Origin of the sequence: Sediminicola luteus (assembly GCF_002514735.1) — a bacterium.
Taxonomy (GTDB): Bacteria; Bacteroidota; Bacteroidia; order Flavobacteriales; family Flavobacteriaceae; genus HQA918.
On record NZ_NBWU01000001.1, the window covers coordinates 826,578 to 852,252 of the forward strand.

At 45.4% G+C, this 25,675-nt stretch carries 19 protein-coding genes; 12 read left to right on the forward strand and 7 right to left on the reverse strand.

From position 1 onward, the window contains the following. Positions 1–58 precede the first annotated feature (58 nt). The 6 genes from B7P33_RS10230 to B7P33_RS10250 form a co-directional block, all read right to left on the reverse strand. Positions 59–3,217, reverse strand: a complete 3,159-nt coding sequence (locus B7P33_RS10230) for a S41 family peptidase (RefSeq protein WP_097441868.1) — start codon at positions 3,215–3,217, stop codon at positions 59–61. A 101-nt stretch (positions 3,218–3,318) separates the two neighbouring features. Then, positions 3,319–3,891 (reverse strand): Lcl C-terminal domain-containing protein, encoded by a 573-nt coding sequence (locus B7P33_RS10235; protein WP_097441869.1) that lies wholly within the window; start codon positions 3,889–3,891, stop codon positions 3,319–3,321. A 225-nt stretch (positions 3,892–4,116) separates the two neighbouring features. Continuing rightward, positions 4,117–6,594, reverse strand: coding sequence for a ribonucleoside-diphosphate reductase subunit alpha (locus B7P33_RS10240; protein WP_097441870.1), 2,478 nt, complete (start codon positions 6,592–6,594; stop codon positions 4,117–4,119). Between the two features lie 116 nt (positions 6,595–6,710). After that, complete coding sequence (locus B7P33_RS10245) at positions 6,711–7,697, reverse strand: ribonucleotide-diphosphate reductase subunit beta (protein ID WP_097441871.1); 987 nt, start codon at positions 7,695–7,697, stop codon at positions 6,711–6,713. Positions 7,698–8,323: 626 nt separating this feature from the next. Beyond that, on the reverse strand, positions 8,324–8,452 hold the full coding sequence (locus B7P33_RS19735; RefSeq protein WP_262508028.1) for a hypothetical protein: 129 nt from the start codon (positions 8,450–8,452) through the stop codon (positions 8,324–8,326). 14 nt (positions 8,453–8,466) lie between these two features. Then, complete coding sequence (locus tag B7P33_RS10250) at positions 8,467–9,822, reverse strand: OmpA family protein (protein ID WP_097441872.1); 1,356 nt, start codon at positions 9,820–9,822, stop codon at positions 8,467–8,469. A 254-nt stretch (positions 9,823–10,076) separates the two neighbouring features. Between B7P33_RS10250 and B7P33_RS10255 the strand changes: the two genes are divergently transcribed. Together B7P33_RS10255 and B7P33_RS10260 are read left to right on the forward strand one after the other, a co-directional pair. Continuing rightward, positions 10,077–10,811 carry a LytR/AlgR family response regulator transcription factor gene (locus B7P33_RS10255; protein ID WP_097441873.1) on the forward strand — a complete coding sequence of 245 codons (735 nt, stop codon included), beginning with the start codon at positions 10,077–10,079 and terminating at the stop codon, positions 10,809–10,811. After that, entirely contained in the window at positions 10,811–12,775 is a 1,965-nt protein-coding gene (locus B7P33_RS10260; RefSeq protein ID WP_097441874.1) for a tetratricopeptide repeat-containing sensor histidine kinase, read from the forward strand. Before B7P33_RS10255 ends, B7P33_RS10260 begins: the two co-directional genes overlap by 1 nt. Here the strand turns inward: B7P33_RS10260 and B7P33_RS10265 are convergent. Next, a complete protein-coding gene (locus B7P33_RS10265; protein ID WP_097441875.1) occupies positions 12,761–13,336 on the reverse strand; it encodes a DUF3109 family protein in 576 nt (191 codons plus the stop codon). The genes B7P33_RS10260 and B7P33_RS10265 overlap by 15 nt on opposite strands. A gap of 487 nt (positions 13,337–13,823) precedes the next feature. Here B7P33_RS10265 and B7P33_RS10270 point away from each other — a divergent pair, with 487 nt between their 5' ends. The 10 genes from B7P33_RS10270 to B7P33_RS10320 all read left to right on the forward strand — a co-directional run bounded on the left by B7P33_RS10270 (position 13,824) and on the right by B7P33_RS10320 (position 25,668). Further along, on the forward strand, positions 13,824–14,396 hold the full coding sequence (locus B7P33_RS10270; protein WP_097441876.1) for a MarC family protein: 573 nt from the start codon (positions 13,824–13,826) through the stop codon (positions 14,394–14,396). 24 nt (positions 14,397–14,420) lie between these two features. Then, positions 14,421–14,621: a hypothetical protein gene (locus B7P33_RS10275; protein WP_097441877.1), complete on the forward strand. Its 201-nt coding sequence runs from the start codon at positions 14,421–14,423 to the stop codon at positions 14,619–14,621. 471 nt (positions 14,622–15,092) lie between these two features. Beyond that, positions 15,093–16,433 (forward strand): PSP1 domain-containing protein, encoded by a 1,341-nt coding sequence (locus tag B7P33_RS10280; RefSeq protein ID WP_097441878.1) that lies wholly within the window; start codon positions 15,093–15,095, stop codon positions 16,431–16,433. Next, on the forward strand, positions 16,423–16,911 hold the full coding sequence (locus B7P33_RS10285; RefSeq protein WP_097441879.1) for a gliding motility lipoprotein GldH: 489 nt from the start codon (positions 16,423–16,425) through the stop codon (positions 16,909–16,911). Before B7P33_RS10280 ends, B7P33_RS10285 begins: the two co-directional genes overlap by 11 nt. Before the next feature lie 2 nt (positions 16,912–16,913). Next, positions 16,914–19,280: a penicillin-binding protein 1A gene (locus tag B7P33_RS10290; protein WP_097441880.1), complete on the forward strand. Its 2,367-nt coding sequence runs from the start codon at positions 16,914–16,916 to the stop codon at positions 19,278–19,280. 225 nt (positions 19,281–19,505) lie between these two features. After that, positions 19,506–20,210 carry a CoA transferase subunit A gene (locus tag B7P33_RS10295; protein WP_097441881.1) on the forward strand — a complete coding sequence of 235 codons (705 nt, stop codon included), beginning with the start codon at positions 19,506–19,508 and terminating at the stop codon, positions 20,208–20,210. Positions 20,211–20,261: 51 nt separating this feature from the next. After that, a complete protein-coding gene (locus tag B7P33_RS10300; RefSeq protein ID WP_097442307.1) occupies positions 20,262–20,615 on the forward strand; it encodes a four helix bundle protein in 354 nt (117 codons plus the stop codon). A 54-nt stretch (positions 20,616–20,669) separates the two neighbouring features. Further along, complete coding sequence (locus B7P33_RS10305; protein WP_097441882.1) at positions 20,670–21,329, forward strand: 3-oxoacid CoA-transferase subunit B; 660 nt, start codon at positions 20,670–20,672, stop codon at positions 21,327–21,329. A gap of 221 nt (positions 21,330–21,550) precedes the next feature. After that, positions 21,551–23,608 carry a M13 family metallopeptidase gene (locus B7P33_RS10310; protein ID WP_097441883.1) on the forward strand — a complete coding sequence of 686 codons (2,058 nt, stop codon included), beginning with the start codon at positions 21,551–21,553 and terminating at the stop codon, positions 23,606–23,608. Between the two features lie 281 nt (positions 23,609–23,889). Next, on the forward strand, positions 23,890–25,668 hold the full coding sequence (locus tag B7P33_RS10320; protein ID WP_141402443.1) for a 3-keto-alpha-glucoside-1,2-lyase-like domain-containing protein: 1,779 nt from the start codon (positions 23,890–23,892) through the stop codon (positions 25,666–25,668). The last annotated feature ends 7 nt before the right edge of the window (positions 25,669–25,675 follow it).

The following is a 25,675-nucleotide window of genomic DNA, read 5'->3' on the forward strand; positions in this document are numbered from 1 at the left end:
AGGTATCCACTTTGGTTTTTTTACCTATTGTCAGAACCATATATGGCCCATTACCAATTTACAAATCGGCCAGCAACTCGTCTACCGCTCTTTTCAATTGGGAATCGGTATTCTTGGCTTTTTCGTCTGGGGCGTTCAAGACGGTGATGTCGGGTATGGCCGGCACGAAATCCATGTTTTTCTCTGTACGGTGGTTGTACCAGCCTCGGAAAGGGATACGTACGTACGACCCGTCAATTAGGCCTTGTCCCCCTGTTGAAATTACTGCCCCAAAAGTGGGGTTTCCTACCAATTTTCCGATTTCGAGGTTTTGATAGGCATGTGAAAATATTTCGGCATTGGAATACGAATTCTGGTTGCAAAGGGCAATAGAGGGTTTGGTCCAAGAGGCCAAGGGCAGTCGTTCGCTGAACGGATAGGTATGTTTAAAATTGGCATGCTCTTTGGCTAGATCTTTCGCTGCGCCCCTGGGTACGGTATAGGCATGTTGCTGTACGTTTAATACGGCCATAAGGTAATCGGTGGTCCAGCCACCGCCGTTATAGCGTACATCGATTACAATGCCTTCCTTACCATGGCCCGCAGCCATGAGTTCGCGCTCGAACCGTTCAAAGCTGGTCCAGTTCATTCCCTCGATATGCAAATAGCCCAAACGCCCGTTAGAGTAAGTGTCTACCAATTTACGTTTTTGGGTTACCCAAGCATCGTATTTGGCATCGGAAGTGGAAGAGGCGGGTTCGATAACCAATTCTTTATTCACGCCTTGACGTTGAATTTTCAGAATTACCTTTTCCCCAGCTTGAGCTTCCAAAAGCTGAAAAATATTCGTCTGGGCCGTCAATACTTCCCCATTAACCTCCTTTATGATATCCCCGGGCAATAATTTGCTTTCTATACGATCGGCAGGGGTATTCGGGGTAACCGAAACCACACTTAAACCATTCGGTACATTTTTAAAGGCCGCACCCAATTGTCCGGTTTTCACCTTTTTGATATAGGGGTATAGGTTACGGTTGTACATACCCATGTGTGAGGCATTGATCTGGCCGAGCATCCAGTTAAACATCGCCACAAAATCGGTGCGGGTAGAGGCTTTCATGGCCAAGGGTCGGTATTCTGACTTTAAAGCATCCCAGTCGCGTCCGTGGAAATTAGGGTCGTAGAACCTTTGGTCTAAAGCCGCCCAAGCCTCTTCGAACAACTGTTTTTCTTCTTCTTTATAATCGAGCTTCATTTTGGCGGTAAAAGGTCGCCCCTCTACCTTGGCCCCATCGAGTTTTAATTTTTTGATACCTCCCTTTTGCAAGTAATAGGCATTTTCGTTTTTGGCATCGAAAACCACCCCTCTCGGACGTGCATTTTTCTCGGTAATGGCTTTTCTATCCTTGGCTTCCCAACTAATGCTATACAAATCGGAATCTACCTTGGCATTGCCCCTAGACCAATTACCGGTGGTATAATAGAGAGTTTTACCATCTTTGGAGAAGCCCCTAATAAATTCACCTTCGGTATAGGAAGTGATTTGTTTCTGACGTTTGTAGATATCTTCAAAATCGATTTGTACGTTTACCTTTTTATCCTTGTCCTTTTTATCGGCCTCGGGTTCGTCTTCCCAATCATAACCTGTCTTTTCCCAATCGGATTTCTTGAGCCAGGTAAACCAAACATCATAATCGCTGTTATTGCGGTTCGAACTAAAGCCCAATTTACTACCATCGGGAGACCAACGGGGCATAATGTCGCCTTTGGGGTGCATGGATACATTTACCCGGGCCTGGCTTCCGTCGGCCTTGTGGATATACACTTCGGCATTAAAGTTCAAATCTTCGTGGCTATAGGCCAGCCATTGGGAATCGGGCGACCAGCTCAAATCTTCTACTTGATCCCAATGGTCTAACAGTACTTTCGCATTGCGAAGACCGGAAGTACTGATCTCGGCCACTATTAATTGATTGTCTTTGCTGTAGGCTATTTTCTTCCCATCGGGCGACATTAATATATCGCGTTCGGAAGCCTTGGAATTAGTAAGGTTTTTGATTCGAAAACGAAGTGATCGATAGAGTACGGAATCGGAAAGGTTTTGGGCCTGGGCCATATAGATATCTTTCTGACCCTCACGATCCGATACGAACAACAGATGGTCCTTATCTAACCATTGGGGCTCTACATCGCGATAGGGGGATCGGCTAATATTTACCGAACGTTTGATTTCCTTATCGTTTTTCTTTACAAAAATCTCACCCCGTACCTCAAAAGCCAACATCTTGCCTTTGGGTGAAGGCACCACTTGGTTGGCATCGCTAGAAAAGCTTTTGTTTTCAAATGCCAGGACCACCCTTTCTCCTTCTGGGGCGATAGCGATCTCGTTTACCGCGCCCGTATTCGCATCTATCTTTAACAATCGGTCACGTTGCATGGCCAAAACCATACCGCCACCATAACTGAACTCGAAAAGCCCTTGGGTTTCAAAATTGGTCAAGGCCTGGGGAGCACTTGCCTTAGCGCCATTTTCGGACAGGGTTACCGTATAAAGGTTGTATTTTTTGGTGCGGCCCGATTGGAAGATCAAGGTGGTATCGTTGATCCAATAAGCATTAAAATCGTTATGGGGATCGGTGGTGATCTGATGATAGGTATCGTTCTGGGTATCGTATACCCAAATATCGCGATTGGCCGAACCGCTATAGGCCTCACGGGCTATACGGCAACTGCCTTTGGTTAAGGCCACCAAACGGCCATTGGGCGATAAACGGGCATCGCGACCGGTAGTAGTCAGTAATTGTTCTGGGGTGCCACCGATTATGGCCACTTGGGCCAATTCGGGTTCCCATTCCACTTGCGCAAACTCGCGATCTGTGGTAAAAAAGATATGGTCGCCGAATACCCCGGTCAAGTTATCGGATACACTATTAAAGGTATGTTGGGTAACGGCACTACCGCCAGATTTCATACTAAAGATGTCGCTGTTGCCAAAACGGTTGGATGTAAAATAAATGCGGCTGCCGTCGGCACTCCAAACCGGGTTTTGATCGTAGGCCGTATGGGCCGTTATCCGTTTGGGATTACTCCCATTACTGTTGGCTGTCCATATATCGCCTTGATAACAAAACGCTATTTGTTGCCCATCTGGGCTGGCCACAGGTTGATGGATCAGGGCATTTTGAGCCAAGGCCCCTATAGTACAAAAGGCCATAATGATAACGCTAAGTATTCGCATAGTGTAGTGGATTGCTTTTCCGATTGTCGTCGGAAGAATAAATAAACAGTTTCTCAAAACACCTAAAATACGAAGAGTTTGGCAGACGCCCTTATGTATGTTTAGAAAGCGCGAATGGCGCGGACATTCATTTTACTCTCATCGCGTAGCGTTTGAATGTATTTGTCCGGGTTTGCCCCCATAAATTGAAAATACACCGTATTCAAACTAGCTTCGGTCGAACTCCAGTATTCGGCATCATCAATGGTCTTACCGCTATTTTTCTCCAAAGCTTCATCTACCAAGTCTTTATTTAAGCTCAGAACCTTTAGCTCGTCTATACTGGGCATAAACCAATCGTCGAAACCACCAGATTCATAATCTATACATAACTCAGCAGCAAACTCGGTGCCTTTACATCGGTCTGCGATATCCAAGGTGTTTTGGGCACCAGCACCAATTTCTTTTCCATCGGCCCCATCTATTGCCGCTGTTTCACAACCCCAATACACCTCAAAATGCTGATCTTCCATAGCGCATACCAAACCATGCTCACCCGTTTCATCTAAATAAAAGATGATGCCGCCTTCATGTAAATCACCCAATTGTAATACAATCGGAGGTGGGGCATTGTCGTCACTACTACAGCTTAACACCCCCAATAAAACAGCACAAAGAACAACTACTTTTTTCATAAGTTAGGTTTGGTTTTAATTGAAGTTTCGAATATAGGTAAACCGATGGTATTTTCATTCGAAACTGTAAGTGCTCACGAATAGATTAAGGGGAATTCCATCGGTTGACCATCAATTTACTACCCATTTCGTTTTACCCCTGGGGTGACGAAAACAAAAAAGGACGTCCCTTGCAAGACGTCCTCTTCAAACTATATATAGCGTAGTGGGGGGTTATTTAACTTTCTATGAACCGCACATTAGGCAATCGTCGTCGCCTTGGCCAGCTTTGGCCTGGGCGATCAAAGCTTTCATTTCCTCCGGGCTCATGGGCGCTATATCTACCTCTTGTTGGGCTACCGGGGTCGGGGCCACTTTAATGTCCTCGGGCTTGTTCAAGGTCGCTGCGGTCACCTCGGCCTCGGCGGCTATACTTACCGGAACTTCCTTCTTTTTGGTGTTGTCCAAGGTAAACTTAATGGCATCTACGGCAGCTTTGGTTCGTAGGTAATACATACCTGTCTTTAGACCACTCTTCCAAGCGTAAAAGTGCATGGAGGTAAGTTTGGCAAAGTTGGCGTTCTCCATAAAGAGGTTGAGCGACTGACTCTGGTCGATAAAGTAACCCCTATGGCGACTCATATCGATAATGTCTTTCATACTCAGCTCCCAAACGGTTTTATACAACTCTTTGATATCTTCGGGTATACCATTGATATGCTGGATCGATCCGTTGGCACGCATCAACTCCTGTTTCAAACTCTCGTTCCAAAGGCCTAGGTTAACCAAGTCTTCCAGTAGGTGCTTGTTTACCACGATAAACTCGCCAGACAATACCCTACGGGTATAGATATTGGAGGTATAAGGCTCGAAACATTCGTTATTACCCAAAATCTGGCTGGTAGATGCGGTTGGCATTGGGGCTACCAATAGCGAGTTACGCACCCCATGCTCCATAACCTCGTTACGCAAGGCGGCCCAATCCCAACGACCGGATAGGTCGCTATCGTTAATGCCCCACATATTGTATTGGAACTCTCCTTTAGACATGGGTGAGCCTTTAAAAGTAGAGTATGCCCCTTCTTCTTGGGCCATTTCTTTAGAAGCGGTTACGGCTGCGAAATATAAGGTTTCGAAAATTTCCTCGTTCAACTTTTTAGCTTCATCAGAGGTAAAAGGCAAACGCAACATAATAAAAGTATCGGCCAAACCTTGTACACCCAAACCGATCGGACGGTGACGCATATTCGAATTCTCGGCCTCTTTGATCGGGTAATAGTTACGGTCGATAACCCGGTTAAGGTTACGGGTAACCCTTTTGGTGACACGGAACAGCTCTTCGTGATCAAACGCTCCGTTCTTAACGAACATGGGCAAGGCAATGGAAGCCAGGTTACAAACAGCCACCTCATCGGGCGAGGTGTACTCCATAATCTCGGTACAGAGGTTAGACGAGCGAATGGTACCCAAGTTCTTCTGGTTACTCTTACGGTTGGCCGCATCTTTATACAACATATAAGGCGTACCCGTCTCGATCTGGCTTTCCAAGATTTTTTCCCAAAGGTCGCGGGCCTTAATGGTCTTACGCCCTTTTCCTTCGGCCTCGTATTGTAGGTATCGTTTTTCAAATTCCTCGGAATGGGTATCGTACAAGCCTGGACATTCGTTGGGACACATTAAGGTCCATTTTTCGTTGTTCTCTACCCTTTTCATGAATAAATCGGAAACCCACATGGCGTAGAAAAGATCGCGTGCACGCATTTCTTCCTTACCGTGGTTTTTCTTCAATTCCAAGAAATCGAAAATATCGGCATGCCAAGGCTCCATATATACGGCAAAGCTCCCTTTACGCTTACCGCCACCTTGGTCTACATAACGGGCGGTATCGTTATACACCCGTAACATAGGTACGATTCCGTTAGAGGTACCATTGGTGCCTGCGATATAAGAACCAGTTGCGCGAATGTTGTGTATAGAGATACCGATACCACCGGCAGATTGCGATATTTTGGCCGTTTGTTTTAGGGTGTCATAAATCCCGTCGATACTGTCGTCTTGCATAGCCAACAAGAAACAGGAAGACATTTGTGGCTTGGGTGTACCCGAATTGAACAAGGTCGGCGTGGCGTGGGTAAAGAACTTCTTACTCATTAGTTCGTAAGTCTCTACCACGGCATCCAAGTCGTCTAAATGGATACCTACCGCTACACGCATAAGCATATGCTGCGGACGCTCGGCGATCTTACCGTTCAATTTCAACAAATAGGAACGCTCTAAAGTTTTAAACCCAAAATAATCGTAGCCGAAATCTCGGTTGTATATGATCGTGGAATCTAAAAAATCTTTATTGGCTTGGATTACCTCGTAAACCTCATCGGATAAAAGCGGCGCATCTTTACCGGTTCTCGGGTTTACATATTCGTAAAGATCCTTCATGGTATCGGAGAAGGACTTTTTGGTATTCTTATGTAAATTGGAAACGGAGATACGGGCGGCCAATTTGGCAAAATCCGGATGGGTGGTGGTCATGGTGGCGGCGGTCTCTGCGGCCAAATTATCCAACTCTGAGGTGGTTACACCATCATACAATCCTTCGATTACGCGCATGGCCACCTTGGTGGGATCGACCAGGGTATTTAAACCATAACATAATTTACGCACTCGGGCCGTAATCTTATCGAACATTACAGGCTCTTTCCTACCGTCTCTTTTTACTACAAACATGGGCTACTACTGTGAATTTTTAAGCAATTATTGGTTAGGCCATTCCCGTATACGGAACTGGCAAAAAGGGGCATCCGAAGGCCTCTAGGGCCCACGGTAAACAGGTCTATTATCGGTTAAAAATCGGCGTCGAAGCTGATTTTTTGGGATTCCTCATCATTTTCTCCCTGCTTGAGTACACCGGCTTTTTGATATTCGGAAACCCGTTTCTCAAAAAAGTTGGTCTTACCCTGCAGTGAGATCATATCCATAAAATCGAATGGATTGGAAGCGTTGTATACCTTTTCACATCCCAATTCTACCAACAAACGGTCGGTTACGAACTCTAGGTATTGGGTCATGAGTTTGGCGTTCATACCAATCAAACTTACCGGAAGCGATTCGGTGATGAACTCACGCTCAATGTTCAGGGCGTTTACGATAATCTCGGTAATACGCTCCTTGGGTACTTTATTGATCAAATGGTGGTTGTGTAGGTGCACCGCAAAATCGCAGTGCATACCCTCATCGCGGGAAATCAATTCGTTGGAAAAGGTAAGTCCGGGTAACAGACCTCGTTTTTTCAACCAAAAGATAGAACAGAAAGAACCCGAAAAGAAAATACCCTCAACGGCGGCAAAGGCGATCAAGCGCTCGGCAAAACTGGGCGACTCGATCCAACGCAAGGCCCAATCGGCTTTACGTTTAATGGCCGGGAAATTTTCAATGGCTTTAAAAAGCTGGTCCTTTTCCTTTTCGTCCTTGATGTAGGTATCGATCAATAGCGAATAGGTCTCTGAATGTATGTTCTCCATCATAATCTGGAAACCATAGAAGAATTTTGCTTCAGAGTATTGTACCTCGTTTACGAAGTTCTCGGCCAAGTTTTCGTTTACGATGCCATCAGAGGCAGCGAAAAAGGCCAAGATATGTTTTATAAAATAGCGCTCATCGTCGTTGAGCTTATTGTTCCAATCGTTTAGATCTTGGTGAAGATCGATTTCCTCGGCGGTCCAGATACAAGCTTCTTGTTTTTTATACCATTCCCAAAGGTCGTGATGTTGAATAGGGAAAATAACGAATCTGTCTTTGTTCTCTTGTAAGATGGGCTCTACCGCGGGCATATTGATAATCTATTATAAAAGTTAGTGTTCTCGAAGGTGGGTTGCCTCCGTTAGGGACTAACAAAGATGATCAATTCCTTGTCTGGTACCGGGGGGGTACGATCCAAAGTTTTTAACACGTTTTGTTGAAATGTAGATCGGATCCCCATATTTATTGACCTCGATCAAAAACAACTTTTTTTACTTTTTTTTTGACGGCTTTTTCCTTCAAAAAATAAACCAATAGGTTTTATCAGAACTCTTCTAAAATCACCCAGCTGGTCACATCTAGCAGCTTGGGTCGTTTTCTTACCCCCGTTAAGACAAAGAACAGCTAAGCCAAACAAGATCAGACCACTACCCTGGCTACTATCTGCACCTACTGGTTATTTTGAATACCAGAAAAGAAAAATCCCGCATCTTTCGATACGGGATTTTTAGCTAAAAGAACAAAACGCTACGACCCACGGGCCCGATCAGGATTTGGGTAAGCCGTTCCCCTGGGCTTTACCCAAGATCGAACCCTTGGATACCAATATTATTGGCTAGGCTGTGCACCTTTGTTATTTGCCGGACACTTGGCAAAAAATCCATGGAAATCCCACGGGTCGATAGCGATTGTTGGTACGGTTGGTCTCTAGCATATTTTACCGGCTACTTCGTAGAACCATTGTCCCTTCGGACTCAACCGTTTTTATTTCTTCGTTTTGGGCCACCATTACCGCAATGAACAGCATGGTCAACAACAAACCGAACATGATCAAACACTTTCTCATAGTCTTTCTTTTCCTTACAATTTCACGAATTCTACCCTGCGGTTTTTGGCATGGGATACCGGACTATTTCCTTTATCCAATAATTCGGACTCCCCTTTACCTTCGCTGCTCAATTGCCCAGACGAAACCCCAAAATTCTGGGTTAGGGCCTCTTTAACGGCCGCCGCACGTTTCTCCGATAACTTTTGGTTCATATCGTCTGACCCATCGCTGTCGGTATGGCCAACCACCTTTACTTTAACACTGGGATTATCATTTAATATCTTGGCTATTTTCTTAAGTACCCCTTGGGACTCTGGATTCAAATTGGCCTTGCCTTTTTCAAAAGTAATCCCATAGGTAATCAACTTTCCTTCGGTCATAAGTTTGTTGCGCATATCGGCTTTACCTACGGCGTAGCGAATATTACCTACATAGTACTGTTCGTTATCATTGGTCAGGTCACTAAAGAAGCGAAGGGTCGTTATTTCGTTACCCGGTTCAAATGCCCGAGGAATATCAAAGACTTTTTGCTTTTCTACATACATACGTAAGCGCTTGCCTTGCCGCCAAATGGATACATGCACCGGTTTACCCCTCATTTTGTTCCCTTTGGCAAAAACCGGCAGCTCTTTAGTATTGTGCAGGTTTAAATTGGCATCGGTGGTAAATTTTCGAATCTTGGCACCACCACCATAACTTATACCTCCATAAAGACTTAGCAGCACACCATTTTTACCTGCTGTTTCCCGCGAGAGCTGATATCCCGGGTTCTCCAAATCGGAGAGTAATACGGACAGGTCTCGTTTATAGGCATATTTACCGGGGTCAAAATCGTAAACAAAATCGAACTCCAAAGTGAAGTTTTCTGGGTATTGGTCTATAAACTCGGGCACTAAAGAGCCTTCGCCTTTGCTTAATTGCATCCAATTGCCCTCGGTCGTATTCAAGGTTACCACCTCGGCACTGTTCGAGGTATTCCATTTGGCAGGCAGGTCGCCGACCTCATCCTGACTAAAATCTTCGTAGGCGATAACCGTCTCGCCCGGCACAAAGTCGAATTTTGATGTGGCCGAAAAAACAGGCCCATCGTTTCCACCATTGGGCAACTCCATTTTTCCGCCTGGATCACCCCCTGAAGTATCGGGCCTTCGCGATGTGGGTTGCCCCCCGCCCTGTGGTGCTGGCTGTTGTGGCTGGCCATCGTCACCGATCAAAATACTGTCCAAGGCCTTATCGGTGGTCTTTCGGGTTTCTTCTTCGGCACGATCCAACACGGTCTCTTCTACCGATTTTTCCAACTTCTTCTTTAGCTTCTTGAAAAACTGTGCCTCTACCTGACCCGTAGCAAAGAAAGCCAGACAAAACAATATAGATAGTAGTGGTCTCATAGGTGGTTCTCGATCTTACGGCCGCAAAGTACTGAGACCATAGCCCTTAAACCCCACCCGATGTATAATTGGTAAAGAATTTTGTGTAATTGGAAAATTAAGACCAAAACCTCTTGTATCATGGCTTAGGGCCTATAAACGATCGCTGAACTACCATATACACTCAAAAAACGGCCAGCCATACAAAACTTTCCTACCTTTAGGTGCTTTGCGGTTAACTTTATAGGTTCATTGCTATTTTTTACCCAAAACGTATGTTAAAAGCTGTTATCGTAGACGATGAGATCAAGGCCCTACAAAGCCTTTCTTGGGAACTGACCAATTTTAGTCAGGAGATCGAGGTGGCCGCTTCTTTCACCGACCCCTACGAAGCTCTTGATTATTTAGGCTCCAATGCTCCGGATTGTTTATTTCTGGATATTGAGATGCCCAAGATCGATGGGTTTCAGTTTATTCAAAAATTGGGCGAAAAAGATTTTCCGGTAATCATTACCACCGCATATAACCAATACGCCATCAAGGCGCTTAAAAACGAGGCCATTGACTATCTGTTGAAACCTATCGACACCGACGATTTGCACGACACCCTGCACAAGGTGAAGAAATACCATAAAAGGACCAATACGGCCGAAAAACTGGAACAGATACTCATCAAATTCAACGCCAATTCACTCCAGAAGAAAATCACCATCAATACCGATGGTAAATTGATGTTCGTAGAAAGCGACGATATTTTATATGCCGAATCGGAAGGCAACTATAGCACCCTCTATTTTACGGATGGAAACAAGGTGGTTTTGACCAAAAAACTAAAGGAACTGAACCAAATACTACCGGCCGACACATTTTTTAGGATCCATAACTCTTATATCATTAACTTGGGCAAGATTAAAGAATTCATTAAAACGGATGGCTATGTGGTACTCAGTTCCAATCATAAAATACCCGTATCGCGCCAGAAAAAATCCGATTTCCTAGACTTATTTTAATGCGCCTACCCACGCCTACATCCAACCCACCGCAATATTCCTTTAACCCAACCCTAATTTTGGCCATTTTCTTATTTGGCCTCTTACCCTTAAAAGGCCAACAACTATTGCCCTCGGTAAAACGAAGTATGGACAGTATCGTGGCGGCCCAACCCCAGACCTATTCAGAGATCGATAGGCCGGTTAAAAAGTTTCGAAGGGATACCCTGTACATGAAATATTTACTGGAAGCCTCGGAAAAAGCCGATTATTTGGCCGGTCAATCCTATGCCTTAAACCAAATGGGCACCAAATACCGCAATATTTCGAGGTATACCACCGCCGTAGCCCTTCACGAAAGAGCTCTGGAATTGGCCAAAAATGCGAGGAACGTAGAATTTGAGATCCTGAGTTTGAATATGCTAGGGGTGGTGTACCGCAGGAACGATGCGGTGAAAACCGCCTTGGATCATAACCAGGAAGCATTGACCTTGGCCGAACAGATAGAAAACCCATCCGAAGGCATAAAACGCAGCATAAATGTTTCGCTGAACAGTATCGGAAACATTTATATGAGCCTAGAGCAATACCAACTGGCCATTGAACAATTTAGAAGGTCTTTGGTATTGGAATCGGAATTGGGCAATAGACTCGGACTCGCCATTAACCACCAAAATATTGGGGAAGCCATGGAGGCCCAAGGCCGGTTGGACGATGCCCTGGAAAACTACCGTACCTCATTGGCCTATAACGAAGAGATCGATTCGGATATGGGCCGTGTAATCTGCAAGAACAGTATTGCCCAGATTTACATTAAAAAAGGCATGCCGCACCAAGCCTTGGAAATTTTAGTGCCTGCCCTGGCCGATTCTAAAGCCCTAGGTGACAAATTCATCACCGCACCGGTTTATATCAATCTCGGAAAAGCCCAAATGGATGTAGGCCAATTCAAACAGGCCGAAAAAAACCTCTCTGAAGGTATTTCTATGGCCAAACGCTTCAAACTACCCCGGGTTACCTCAGACGGACTATCGGCCATGGCCGAACTTATGGAAGATACCGGGCGTAACAAGGAAGCCCTATCCTATTTTAAGGAAGGGATTCGATTTGACGAGGAAGTGACCAACGAACGTAACCTGCGCTATGTGAACGATATGATCATGCGCTACGAGTCTGACAAAAAGACCAATCAAATACAGGTGTTGGCCCAAGAAAACGAGATCGTAAAACTTAAACTTCGTAAAAATCGCATTACCCTAATTATCGGCTCTATGGCCCTCGCCTTGTTATTGGGTATTCTATTCATTTTGTACCGCCAATGGCAATTGAAAAAGGAGAAAGAGTTACTCACCTTAGAGCAACGCTTGCTACGTAGTCAAATGAATCCGCATTTCTTGTTCAATTCGCTCAACTCGATTAAGCTCTATATCATAAACAACGAGCAAAAAAATGCGGTACACTACCTCAATAAATTCTCGAAGCTGGTACGTAAGATCCTCGATGCCTCCTCGGTACGCGAAATTCCGTTGGTCGAAGAATTGGAGACCGTAGAACTCTATATGAATATTGAGAACATCCGCTTTTCCAATGAAATCGATTTTAAGATACATGTGGCCGACGGTATCGACAAACATCAGGTAAAAGTACCTTCACTGATCTTGCAGCCCTTTCTCGAAAATGCCCTTTGGCACGGATTATCGTCCAAAGAAGGTGAAAAAAATATTTCGGTAGACGTTACCCAAGAAAACCCGGAATTCCTCACCATTCGCATTACCGATAACGGAGTGGGCCGTGAAGCCGCGGAACGTATCAAACAAAACAAGTTGTTGAAAAAGAAATCGATGGGTATCGATATTACCAAAGAGCGGTTGGCCAATTTTTCGCGCCATTACCAAAACACCTTTGCCGTAGATATCATCGATTTGGTAGATAGCACCCAATTACCCATAGGCACCCAGGTGGTGTTGACCTTACCGGCCGTTTAAGTAGTCTGCCGCAGCCTGCTCCAACTCGGCGTACCAGGCTTCCCCGAACTTACGCACCAAAGCCTCTTTTACGAACTTATATACAGGTACTTGAAGCTCCTTGCCCAAACTACAGGCATCGTCACAAATATGCCAGCGGTGGTAGTTTACCGCCGTAAAGTGGGTGTATTCGCGTAGTCGTACTGGGTATAAATGACAAGAAATCGGCTTTTTCCAAGAAATGGCCCCCGCTTCGTAGGCCGCTTCAAGTCCGCATTTGGTCATACCGCCTTCGGTAAATATCACATAAGCACATTCGCGGTCGTTCACCAAAGGGGTTTCCCAGTCGCCATCGTTTCCTTTGATATAGGGCCCTTGCTCCTTGATGGCCGCTATTCCCTCTGGTCGCAAAAAGGGAAAACTAGGTTCGGCCACTGCCGCCAATACTTCCAACTCATCTTTGAACAAGGGTGCCCCCGCACTACCTTCAACACAACAAGCCCCTTTACAGGCCGATAGGTTGCACACAAAATCGTTGTCGAATATCTCTTCGGATACAATGGTCTTGCCCAGTTCAAACATAGCATATATCAAAAGCGCAAAGATAGTATGCTTTTTTAGTTGTTCGGTCTATCACATTTCGAATCCTCACTAGGTATGAGTTAGGTTTTCAGTGATTTTCGAAAGCCATGGCACCTTTATACCTGACTCTCCTTGCTGTGCCTGTCCAGTGGAATTGCGGAAAAGAGCTGGTCGGTGCGCATGCCCTGATTCTTGAAATATGTACTTGAAGACGTGTACTATGTAAATAAAAAAGCGAATCGAGGTTAAATGTAATTGCTGAAAAACCAGAAGCAATTTCTCAGCGAAACTCTGCGTATTCTCTGTGAGCCTCTGTGTAATTATGATCTTTTGTATTGTTACACCGAGTTTCACGGAGTAGCACTGAGAACCACAGAGGGTTCAACTCTTGATTCAAGTTACCACTTCAATTTACATTTCATAATTTCCATTGTCCTAATCCAAACACAAAGGTTATCACGTACCTTTGTACACAAATTCGTTTGCCATGAATTTCGACATCAGGGAAATCGTTACGGCCAGTATGGTTCTTTTTGCGGTAATCGATATTATCGGCAGTATTCCTATTATTATTAGCCTACGGGCCAAAGTGGGCCATATTCAGAGTGAAAAGGCCAGTTTGGTGGCCACAGGAATTATGATCGCTTTCCTGTTTTTAGGAAAACAACTGTTGAACCTTATCGGTATCGATGTAAACTCTTTCGCCGTGGCCGGTTCGTTCGTGCTCTTTTTCCTGGCCATAGAAATGGTACTTGGTATTACCCTCTATAAAGACGACGAACCCGAAAGCGCCTCTGTGGTCCCCATTGCCTTTCCGCTAATCGCCGGGGCAGGAACACTGACCACCCTTTTAAGTTTAAGGGCGGAGTTCCATGTAGAGAATATTATCGTCGCCATTTTGGTAAACATTATTTTTGTTTATTTTGTGCTCAAATCCTCTAAAAAAATAGAACGTTTTCTAGGTAAGAATGGTCTAAACGTAATCCGGAAGGTCTTTGGGGTTATTTTGTTGGCCATTGCCGTAAAACTGTTCGCTACCAATGTCAACGGATTGTTTTGATCTTGTTGCCTTAATTTGGATCCTATGAATAAATATTTGGTCTACTTTTTAGTGTTTGTAGGTGTTGCCCTTATCGTTTACAACAGCACCATTCTCGATTTCAACAACCTCTTTGAAGGCGATAGTATTATTGCCCTAATCGGTATTATGGCGGCCCTTTGCGCCATTGTATTATTGCTAATTTTCGTTACCGCCAAAAAAATACAGAAGAAGGTAGAAGGCTAAGGACTCCCCCTTTATAATTTGATGTATGGCTACTGTGCCGACCATTGATTTGGATCGTATCGCTTATTCTCGGTCCGATTTGCAATGCTATTTCCTATTTTCCTAAAAAAATTTGTGACCACGAAGCAACCATTTTATGCTTTTGGCATCTTGGGTATGTCCGGAGGTTGTTAACGGTGTCCTCCGGCACTAGGTTTAAAAGGTTGAACGCCGCCATGTTAGCATGGACGCTATGAAAAAGGAATGTATTTTCCTACTTAAGGGCCCTCGATGGGCCTTTTTGTATTTCTATAGGTCCTGGTAAACAAAATACTCCGAAGGTTTTCAGCCTAACCGTTTAATTTTCCAAAAGTCCAAGGCCACCGGCCTATTCCCCTGCTTTCGACACTGCCATAAATTATGCTATCTTTACCGGTAATTAAATTTTGACCATTCCCAACCCCTCACGGGTTTGGAAACAATATATACAATATGGGTTGTAACAGTTGTGGTTCGCATGCGGACGGACAACCTAAAGGCTGCAAGAACAATGGAACCTGCGGTACCGATGGTTGCAACAAACTGAGCGTTTTCGACTGGCTTTCCAATATGGCACTCCCCTCGGGGCAAGTGGCCTATGACTTTGTGGAAGTACAGTTTAAAAATAGTAGAAAGGAGTTTTTCAAGAATACCGAGAACCTACCATTGGCCATGGGCGATGTGGTAGCTACACAAGCCAAATCGGGACACGATGTGGGTATAGTCACACTTACCGGTGAGTTGGTGCGTATTCAAATGAAAAAGAAAAAGGAAAACCCCAAGCCAGAAGAGGTGCGTAAGGTATATCGTAAGGCTTCTCAAAAAGACATTGACATCTGGCAACGTTGCCGGGGCCGTGAGGCCGAAATCCAAAAACGATCTCGGGAAATTGCCATCTCACTCGGACTCGAAATGAAGATTTCCGATGTAGAGTTCCAAGGCGATGGCTCTAAAGCTACCTTTTATTATACCGCCGAAGATCGGGTCGATTTTAGGCAATTGATCAAAGACATGGCCAAAGCTTTCGGTATCCGTATCGAAATGCGCCAGATTGGATACCGCCAAGAAGCCCAACGTTTGGGGGGCATAGGCTCTTGTGGGCGCGAACTATGCTGCTCTACCTGGCTTACCGACTTTAGATCGGTGAGTACCGCTGCGGCACGTTATCAACAATTATCGCTAAACCCACTGAAACTGGCCGGTCAATGTGGCAAACTGAAATGTTGTCTCAATTATGAGTTGGATACCTACCTCGAGGCCCTTTCCGATTTTCCGGGTCAGGATACCAAATTGTTTACCGAAAAAGGCATGGCCTTCTGTCAAAAAGTAGATATTTTCAAAGAAACCCTTTGGTTCTCCTATAAAGACGACCCCGCCCATTGGCACACCCTGACCAAAGATCAGGTGAACGAGATTATTGCCCTGAACAAGGAAAAAGAAAAAGTAGCCAGCTTAGAGGCCTATGCTGCCGATAATATTGTAGAAACCGAAACCTTCGAAAAGGCCGTTCTAGAAGATAGTATTACCCGATTCGACAGACCCAAAACCAGAAACCGAAACCGTAAAAAGAAACGCGGGGCAACCCAAAAGGTGACCCAAGGCGGACAAAAACCGGCGCAAAAAGGCAACCGAAAAAGTGGTGGCGGATCAAAAGGAGGCCAAAAAGGAACACCGAAAGGGGGACAGCAGTCCAAAAGAAACAACCCTAAGGCCAAGGGTAATAACCAAAAGCGCGGTGGTAGAACGAATAACAATCCACCGAAGAAAAACAATACCCGAAATAATGCCAAGTAAACGTTTTTCCCTTGGGGCCTTGGCCCTATTATTGGTATTAGGTTGTCAGCAAGGCTTGGAAGAATCGCAATATCAGTCCCTTTCAGATGCCCTATGGGATAAGGACCGTACCCTCGAATTCCAGTTTACGCCCCAAGACACGCTGAGCGACCACCATATTTTCATCAACCTGCGTAACGATAATGCGTATCCCTTTGCCAATTTGTTCCTAATCACCGAAATGGAGTTCCCTACCGGCCAAATGGTGACCGATACCCTAGAGTACGATATGGCCTTGCCTTCTGGCGAATGGCTCGGACAAGGTACAGGCAGCATAAAAGAAAATAAACTTTGGTATAAAGAAAACATCGTTTTCCCCAGTTCGGGCGTATATACCTTACGGATATCGCATGCCATGCGTGACAATGGTAGCATACCCGGCGTTAAACTTTTACCCGGCATTACCGATGTAGGGTTCCAAATTGAAAAAACCGAATAAACATGGCCACAGCACCTACCAAAAAAAAAGCGCCACGTAAAAAACCGCAAAAGAAGAACAACTTTAAGCCCATTATCAAATGGTTTTGGATTCTGTTTTTTAGTGGGGTATTCTCAGCGTTCCTCTTTTTTCAATTGGCCGCTTGGGAGGTTTTTGGCCCTATGCCCACTTTTGAGCACATAGAACATCCGCAGACCAATTTGGCCTCCGAGGTATTCTATGCCGACGGTAGCACCATGAACAAATTCTATTTGGACGATAACCGTACCCCGGTCAATTTCGAAGATTTACCCCAAAACCTAATCGATGCCTTGATCGCCTCGGAAGACATCCGGTATTTCGATCATTCGGGTATTGATGCCAGGGGCACCTTACGGGCCTTTGTCTTTTTGGGGGGCCGTGGAGGGGCCAGTACCATTACCCAACAGTTGGCCAAATTACTCTTTACTGAAAGAGCTTCCCGAAATAAATTGGACAGAATTGCACAAAAGGCCAAAGAATGGGTTATCGCCACCCGATTAGAGCGCAACTATACCAAAGAGGAAATCATTAAAATGTACCTGAACCAATACGATTTTGGCAACAATGCCGATGGTATTCGTTCGGCGGCCCGTATCTACTTTGGTAAAGAACCCAAAGATCTGAAAGTCGAAGAATCGGCCGTGCTGGTAGGTATGTTGCAAAACTCGTCTTATTTCAACCCCATTCGACGGCCCGAAAAAACCGAGAACAAACGCAATATCGTCTTGGGTCAAATGGCCAAGTTCGAATATATAACCGAACAGGAAAAAGACTCACTACAGGCCCTAAAAATGGATATCAATTACCATCCGGAATCGCATCGCGATGGATTGGCCACCTATTTTAGGATGTACCTGCAACGCTTTATGAACGGGTGGATCAAAAAGAATCCCAGACCGGCTTTGGAGGGCGATCGCGATAAATGGAACCTCTACCTCGATGGTCTAAAAATCTATACCACCATAGACCCCAAGATGCAGGCCAATGCCGAAGCTGCCGTACAGGCCCATATGAAACGGCTACAGGCCGAGTTCTTTGTACAGAACACCAAAAAACGAAATCCGACCGCACCATTCCTCGATCTAGAAAAAGAAGAAATCAATACGATTCTAGAACGTGCCATGAAAGTTTCCGACCGCTGGCGTGTGATGAAGAACCAAGGCAAATCGGAAAAAGTTATCCGGGCCTCCTTTACCGAACCCACCGAAATGACCGTTTTTGATTGGAATAGCGATACCCAGGAAAAAGATACGGTAATGACACCTTTGGACTCTATCCGTTATTACAAATATTTCCTACGTACGGGCATGATGAGTATGGAACCCCAAACCGGACATGTAAAAGCTTGGGTAGGCGGAGTTAACTACAAGCATTTTCAGTACGATAACGTAATCCAAGGGGCCCGCCAGGCCGGATCTACCTTTAAACCCTTGGTATATGCGGCAGCCATTGATCAGTTGCGACTATCGCCCTGCGATACCCGAATTGACAACCAATATTGCATAGAAAAGGAGAAATACGGGAACCCGGAATCTTGGTGTCCCAAAAATTCCGATGGTAAATATAGTGGCGAATTAATGACCCTGAAAAATGCCTTGGCCAACTCGGTGAATACGGTAACCGCCCAATTGATCGATGAGGTAGGCCCTGCACCTGTGGCACAAATGGCAAAAAACCTGGGTATAACCCGTGAAATTCCCGAAGTACCTTCCATTGCCCTGGGTACCCCCGATATGAACGTGTACGAAATGGTTGGGGCCTATGGGGCCTTTGCCAACCAAGGGGTTTATGTAAAACCCGTAATGGTGACCCGTATCGAAGACAAAAACGGAACCGTGCTTTACGAATACGTACCCGAGACCCGCGATGTAATGAGTAAGGAAGTGGCCTACGCCATGGTAAACCTTATGGAAGGAGTGACCCGTGGCGGCTCCGGTACCCGCTTGCGAACCAATGTGGCCAAACCACCGGTTGAATATAAAGAAATCATAACTGGTTACCCCTACCAATTCAAAAACCCCATTGCCGGAAAAACCGGAACCACCCAAAACCAAAGTGATGGTTGGTTTATGGGTATGGTACCCAATTTAGTTACCGGTGTTTGGGTAGGTGGCGATGATCGTGCCGTTCGTTTCCGATCTATTCGTTATGGTCAGGGTGCCTCAATGGCCTTACCGATTTGGGCCATGTACATGAAGGCCAATTACGAAGACCCCGATTTGGGTATTTCCCAAGAGGCTTTTGAAGAGCCGGAAGACCAATCGATCCGGGTAGACTGTAACAAGCCCGAAGTATCGGAAGAAGAGCAGATCGACACCGATGACGATTTAGAGGAAATTGAATTTTAGCGAACAGTCTTTTCTAAATAATAGTAAAGACATTTTCCTTGAGGCTAATCGATAGCTGAAGTTGGGCAATAATTCAGACTGTACTGAGCAAGCCAGCCAATTAGGTGGTATGCCCGTATGTTCTTAAATAGTCACACCTAATTTGTTTCAATTTGTATCCTAGGATATTTATGTAACCCGTATCTTTAAACGGCAAGATTTCTTTATTAACAAACTATTCAGCCTATGATCCGAAAAACCGTAGCAAACGTTCAAGAAGCCGTTTCCGGGGTAGCAGATGGCATGACCTTGATGCTAGGGGGCTTTGGCCTTTGTGGCATACCCGAAAATGCCATTGCCGAGCTAGTTCGCCTTGGGGTAAGTGATATTACCTGCATTTCGAACAATGCCGGGGTAGACGATTTTGGTTTGGGACTACTCCTACAGCAAAAACAGATCAAAAAAATGATCTCGTCTTACGTTGGGGAGAACGATGAGTTCGAAAGACAAATGCTAAGCGGGGAACTCGAAGTAGAATTGACCCCTCAAGGTACCTTGGCCGAAAAATGTAGGGCCGCTCAAGCGGGGATTCCTGCTTTTTTTACCCCTGCCGGATATGGCACCGAGGTAGCCGAAGGTAAAGAGACCCGCGAATTTGATGGAAAAATGTACGTGATGGAACCCGCGTATAAAGCCCAATTTGCATTCGTAAAAGCCTGGAAGGGCGACGAAGCCGGAAACCTGATCTTTAAGGGTACGGCACGTAATTTTAATCCCTGTATGTGTGGGGCGGCCCAAATTACCGTAGCCGAAGTAGAGGAATTGGTTCCCGCCGGTACATTAGACCCGAACCAAATCCATATTCCCGGAATTTTCGTAAACCGCATTTTCCAAGGGGCACAATATGAAAAGCGGATTGAACAGCTAACCGTAAGAACAAAGCCAATTTGAGAATGAGTCAATTTGATAATTTGGAAATGGGTTAGTTTTAAAATTTATGATTTGAGAAATGATAGGGAAAACATTATCGTAAAAATGACATTGGATTTCGCCCTTATAATTATCGATTTCTCAGAACAACTTAGAGAGCTCCATAAATATGAAATGGCTTCTCAAATTTTTAGAAGTGGCACATCAATAGGGGCAAACACTAGAGAAGCCCAAAATGCCGAAAGCAAGGCGGATTTCATCCATAAATTCAAGATTGCCGCTAAAGAAGCTGATGAATTAGAATATTGGCTAACCCTATGTAAATTATCAAAACATTACCCAGATCCAATGGAAGAGACCTTTATATCATTGGAAAACATTATTAAAGTAATCAGCAAAATAATCAGTAGTTCGAAAAGAGGATAATTCAAGGGGGCATCTTCAAATCATCCCATTTTCAAACTTTCAAATTATAATAGCATGGCATTAGATAAAAACGGAATCGCAAAGCGCATCGCAAAAGAAGTTATGGACGGTTATTATGTAAACCTGGGTATTGGCATTCCCACCTTGGTGGCCAACTTTGTGCGTAACGACATCAGTGTCGAATTCCAATCGGAAAACGGGGTTTTGGGTATGGGCCCATTTCCGTTCGAAGATGAGGCAGATGCCGATATCATCAATGCCGGTAAACAAACCATTACCACCTTGCCCGGGGCCTCATTCTTTGATTCGGCCACCAGTTTTGGCATGATCCGTGGTCAGCATGTAGACCTCACCATTCTAGGTGCTATGGAAGTGGCCGAAAATGGCGATATAGCCAATTGGAAAATTCCGGGTAAAATGGTAAAAGGCATGGGCGGCGCCATGGATCTCGTAGCCTCTGCCGAAAACATCATTGTGGCTATGATGCATACCAACAAAGCCGGAAAATCGAAAATACTGAAAAGGTGCAGCTTGCCCCTTACTGGTGTAGGTTGTGTAAAAAAAATCGTGACCAACCTTGCCGTTTTGGAAGTTAAACCCGGAGGGGGATTTAAACTTCTTGAACGTGCCCCTGGGGTTTCCGTAGCCGAAATACAAGCCGCTACCGAAGGTGATCTTGAAGTTTCGGGTACTATTCCGGAAATGGCTCTATAGCGAAATGCATCAAGAATATGGCAGCGTATTATGGCGCATGTTTTGTTTTTACCATCATTTTCTAAAAATCCTTACGAAATCGTTATCGTTTTTAAGATAACATATCCACATCCTTGAATTTCAATAGCTCATCATAAATGTTAACGATTGTTAAAGGAACCTGAAATAGCAGGGGTTTTATGTTAAATTGCAGGGAACAAGAAAACAATTAACGAACCACGATGAGACAACTGTTAGTAAAATCGTCCATGGCCTTTGCACTTGGTATCATGGTCGTTTCCTGTAAGCAGGAACCCAAAGAAGAAGTGGCCGAAGCTACCCCAGGACTAGAGCTGGAGTTTATGGACACCTCGGTAGACCCCAAAGCCGATTTTTATAATTACGTAAACGGAAACTGGATGAAATCCGTTGAAATTCCAGAAGAAGAAGCTACTTGGGGCGGATTCGGCGTGTTGCGAAAAAGTACCCGCCAAGATGTTTTGGAGATTATGGCCACGGCCAAAGAGCTCGGGCGTTACGAAGACCATACCGACCAGGCCAAGGCATTGTTCCTTTTCAACTCTATTCTCGATACCACCGCTCGTAACGAAGCTGGCTATGCCCCTATTCAACCGGCCCTTGAAAAAATCGCCGGTATCAAATCCGTAGCAGACCTTCAAAAGGTATTGGCCGAGAACCCGGGTACGGTTTCCGATCCCTTTTTCGGTTTTACTTCTTTTGCCAACCTAACGAATAGTGATATCAATTCAGCCTATGTAACTACAGGCGGATTGGGACTTCCGGATCGGGATTACTATGTGGAGAACGACGATAATTCCAAGGAGGTTCGCGAAAAATATGTGGCCCATATTAGCCGTATGTTCCAAATGTTGGGCGACGCTAAAGAATCAGCCGATAAAGACGCTGCCGACATCCTCGCCCTCGAGACCCGTTTGGCACAACCCCGTTTAGATAAGGTAGCCGCCCGCGATGTACGTAACTATAACAATCCACGTACCATTCCGGAACTACAGCAAATGGTTCCTGCCATTCAGTGGAATCAATTGTTCGCAGACTTAAAGACCAAAAAATTCGATACCGTTATCGTAATGCAGCCCAAGTATATGGATGAGTTGCAAAAGGTATTGGCCGAAGGCGATATGGATCTGATCAAAAAGGCCGTACGTTGGAGCACTCTTAACAATGCCGCCTCGCGTATGACCACCGCCATGGACAAGGCGAATTGGGAATTCTATTCCAAAGAGCTTAACGGCGCCAAAAAACAACGTGCCGCCGATGAGCGTGCCCTAGCCACCGTAAACAATGGGGTTGGTGAGGCCATCGGGCAATTGTATGTAGACTCTAAATTCCCGCCGGAAGCCAAGGCCAAGGCCGAGAAAATGATCGCCAACGTAATCCGTGCCTACCAAAAGCGCATTGAGAAACTCGATTGGATGTCCGAAGAAACCAAGTTGAAGGCCATTGAAAAACTGGATAAGTTCACCGTTAAGATCGGCTACCCCGACAAATGGGAAGACTATTCCAACTTGGCCATCAAAGGCGATAACTCCTATTACGAGAATATGGTTGCCTTGAGTAATTGGAATTTCCAACAATCTTTGGACGATATCGACGAGCCGGTCGACAAGACCGAATGGGGTATGGCGCCACAGACCGTAAACGCTTATTTTAATCCTTTATATAACGAGATTGTTTTCCCGGCGGCCATTCTACAACCTCCGTTTTATAACTACCAGGCCGACGAGGCCGTTAACTACGGTGGTATAGGTGCCGTAATCGGACATGAAATCTCGCATGCCTTCGACGATTCGGGAGCCCGTTTCGATGCCAATGGCAACCTGAACAACTGGTGGACCGACGAAGATTTGGCCGAATTCAAGAAAAGGGGCGATGCCCTAGCCGCACAATACGATGCCATTGAGGTATTGGATAGTGTATACATAAACGGTAAGTTCACTTTGGGAGAAAACATCGGCGACCTTGGCGGGGTTTTGGGTGCCTATGATGGTCTCCAACTCTTCTACGAGGAGAACGGAAGACCTGAAGATATCGATGGGTATACGGCCGAACAACGTTTCTTCCTTTCTTGGGCCACCGTATGGCGTACCAAAATGAGGGAAGAGGCCTTACGTACACGTATTAAGACCGACCCGCATTCGCCAGGCATGTACCGCGCTACCCAGCCACTTAAAAACGTAGATGCCTTTTACGAAGCTTTCGATATCAAAGAAGGCGACGCCATGTATGTAGCTCCCGAAGACCGGGTACGTATTTGGTAACAAACCATAGGCTTAAACAAAGCGCCTAAAACGTATTGAACTTGTTCATTTGAGTGCCGTGTCTACTGACCGGCAGCCAGTCGAGAATCTTTATGACCCGAAATCTGACTCGGGCTTCGACTGCGCTCAGCCTGACAATATATTCAATACATTTTAGGCGCTTTTTTTTATTTCTGGCGTTCGAAAACGTTATAGTTCGCCGTCCGGGAGAAAAAGGGTAGACAACTTCCAATTTTTGGCTATTTTGGGGCTGACTAGCGTCAAATAACTTAAACGTAAACATGAAACGAATCACCCTTTTGGCATCGATGTTTTGCATTGGTGCTTCCTTATGGGCCCAACAAGAGCCTTTACAAGACCTATCGGGTTTTGAATCGGTTCAAGGCAATTGGCAAATTGCCGGTGCCGTGGCCGTAGATCCGAGTATTGACAGCAACAAAAAGGCCATCCCCTTTAGTAAAAAAGAGCTTAAAAAGCGAAAAAAGCAAGGTTTGTCCTTGGTACCTCCATCGGCCATTAGCCTTACGGCAGGGCAGGGTGTATTGGTGCAGCCCTCACCAGAAAAGGCAAAACTTAGCACCAGTTGGGAACATGGCAACCTAGACCTGGAATTCGACCTGCTTTTGGCACAAGGGGGACAAGCTACCCTATGGCTTCAAGGCAGTTACCCAATTCAGTTGAGCGATAGTTGGAACACCGCAGTGCTTAACCCCCAAGACATGGGCGGGGTTCCCTTAACCCATGGTGATTATAAAGGAAAGGCCCCAAATGCCAATGCGGCCAAAGCACCCGGACTCTGGCAACATGTAAAACTTAGGTTCTTGACAGCAGTTCCGGAAACTGGGGATTCAAAAGGCAGTCCGGCCCGTCTGGAATTCTTGGAAATAAACGGCCAACGGGTTCAAGAGCAGTTGCTCTTAACCGGACCAAGCCCTAAAACCCAAGCCCCATTGACCCTCGAAGGCCATGGTGTGGCCCTTAAAAACCTCAGCTATAAGCTACTTAACGCCTGTACCGCCAGTTGGAGTGCCTTAGGCTATAAAACCTATAAAGGCAAAATAGATTCCTTTGAAAATATGGCGACCATGCCGGTAGAATTTTCAGGGGAAGCCGACCTTATTGATGTGCGTGCCGCCCAAAGAAATGGCAATTATGGTATTTACTTCAAAGGTGCCCTCGATATTCAGGAAAAAGACACTTATACCTTTAGTGCCGCTTTCCATGGCGATACCCAAACCACCATTAACGGTATTCCTATGAAACCGAGTGGTTGGGGCCAGCAAAAGCTTACCTTGGCGCTAGACCCCGGGGAGTATATCGTAGAGATACGCAACAAAAAGGGCTATAGGAACGCCCCGAAATTCGGATTGTGGGTATCGGGCAGCAGCACTTTGCCCAAAGCCCTGCATACGGCCGCTTCAGTGCCCTTACAGCCTAGCCGTATGGGAAGCCCGATTTTTATCAATGTAGGGCAGAAACCAGAGCTGGTACGTGCCTTTTACGATTATGAAGGCGATAGTAAACAACGGCTTACCCATTCGATGGCGGTCGGCGATCCTAGCGGCATTCATTATGTATACGATCTAAAACAAGGTAACCTGGCCTGTGTTTGGAAAGGCGATTTCTTAAACGCTTCCCCCATGTGGGACGGTCGTGGTAACGGCACCTATAGATTACGTGGGGCACGGCAACATATTTACAATGCCCCCACGGTAAGTGGCGATGAGGTCGACCTTACCCCAAAAGGCTATAGCGTAGACGCTAAAAGTGGATTACCAACCTTCGAATACAGCTTGGGCAACACCCAAATATCCGACAGGATCAAACCCAATGGCAATGGTGGGTTACAAAGGATAATCAGTGGTAATGGGGTTGGCAACGGACTGACCGTACAATTGGCACAAGGCCAACAAATCGAAAAATTAAACGACCGTTATCGGGTAGATGGCGGCTATTATATCATACCTAAAACCGCTTGTTCGGTTCAAGAGAAAGACGGGAAACAAATCTTGGTAAGTTCCTTACATGATCAACCTATTAAATACGACATCCAATGGTAAGTAAAAC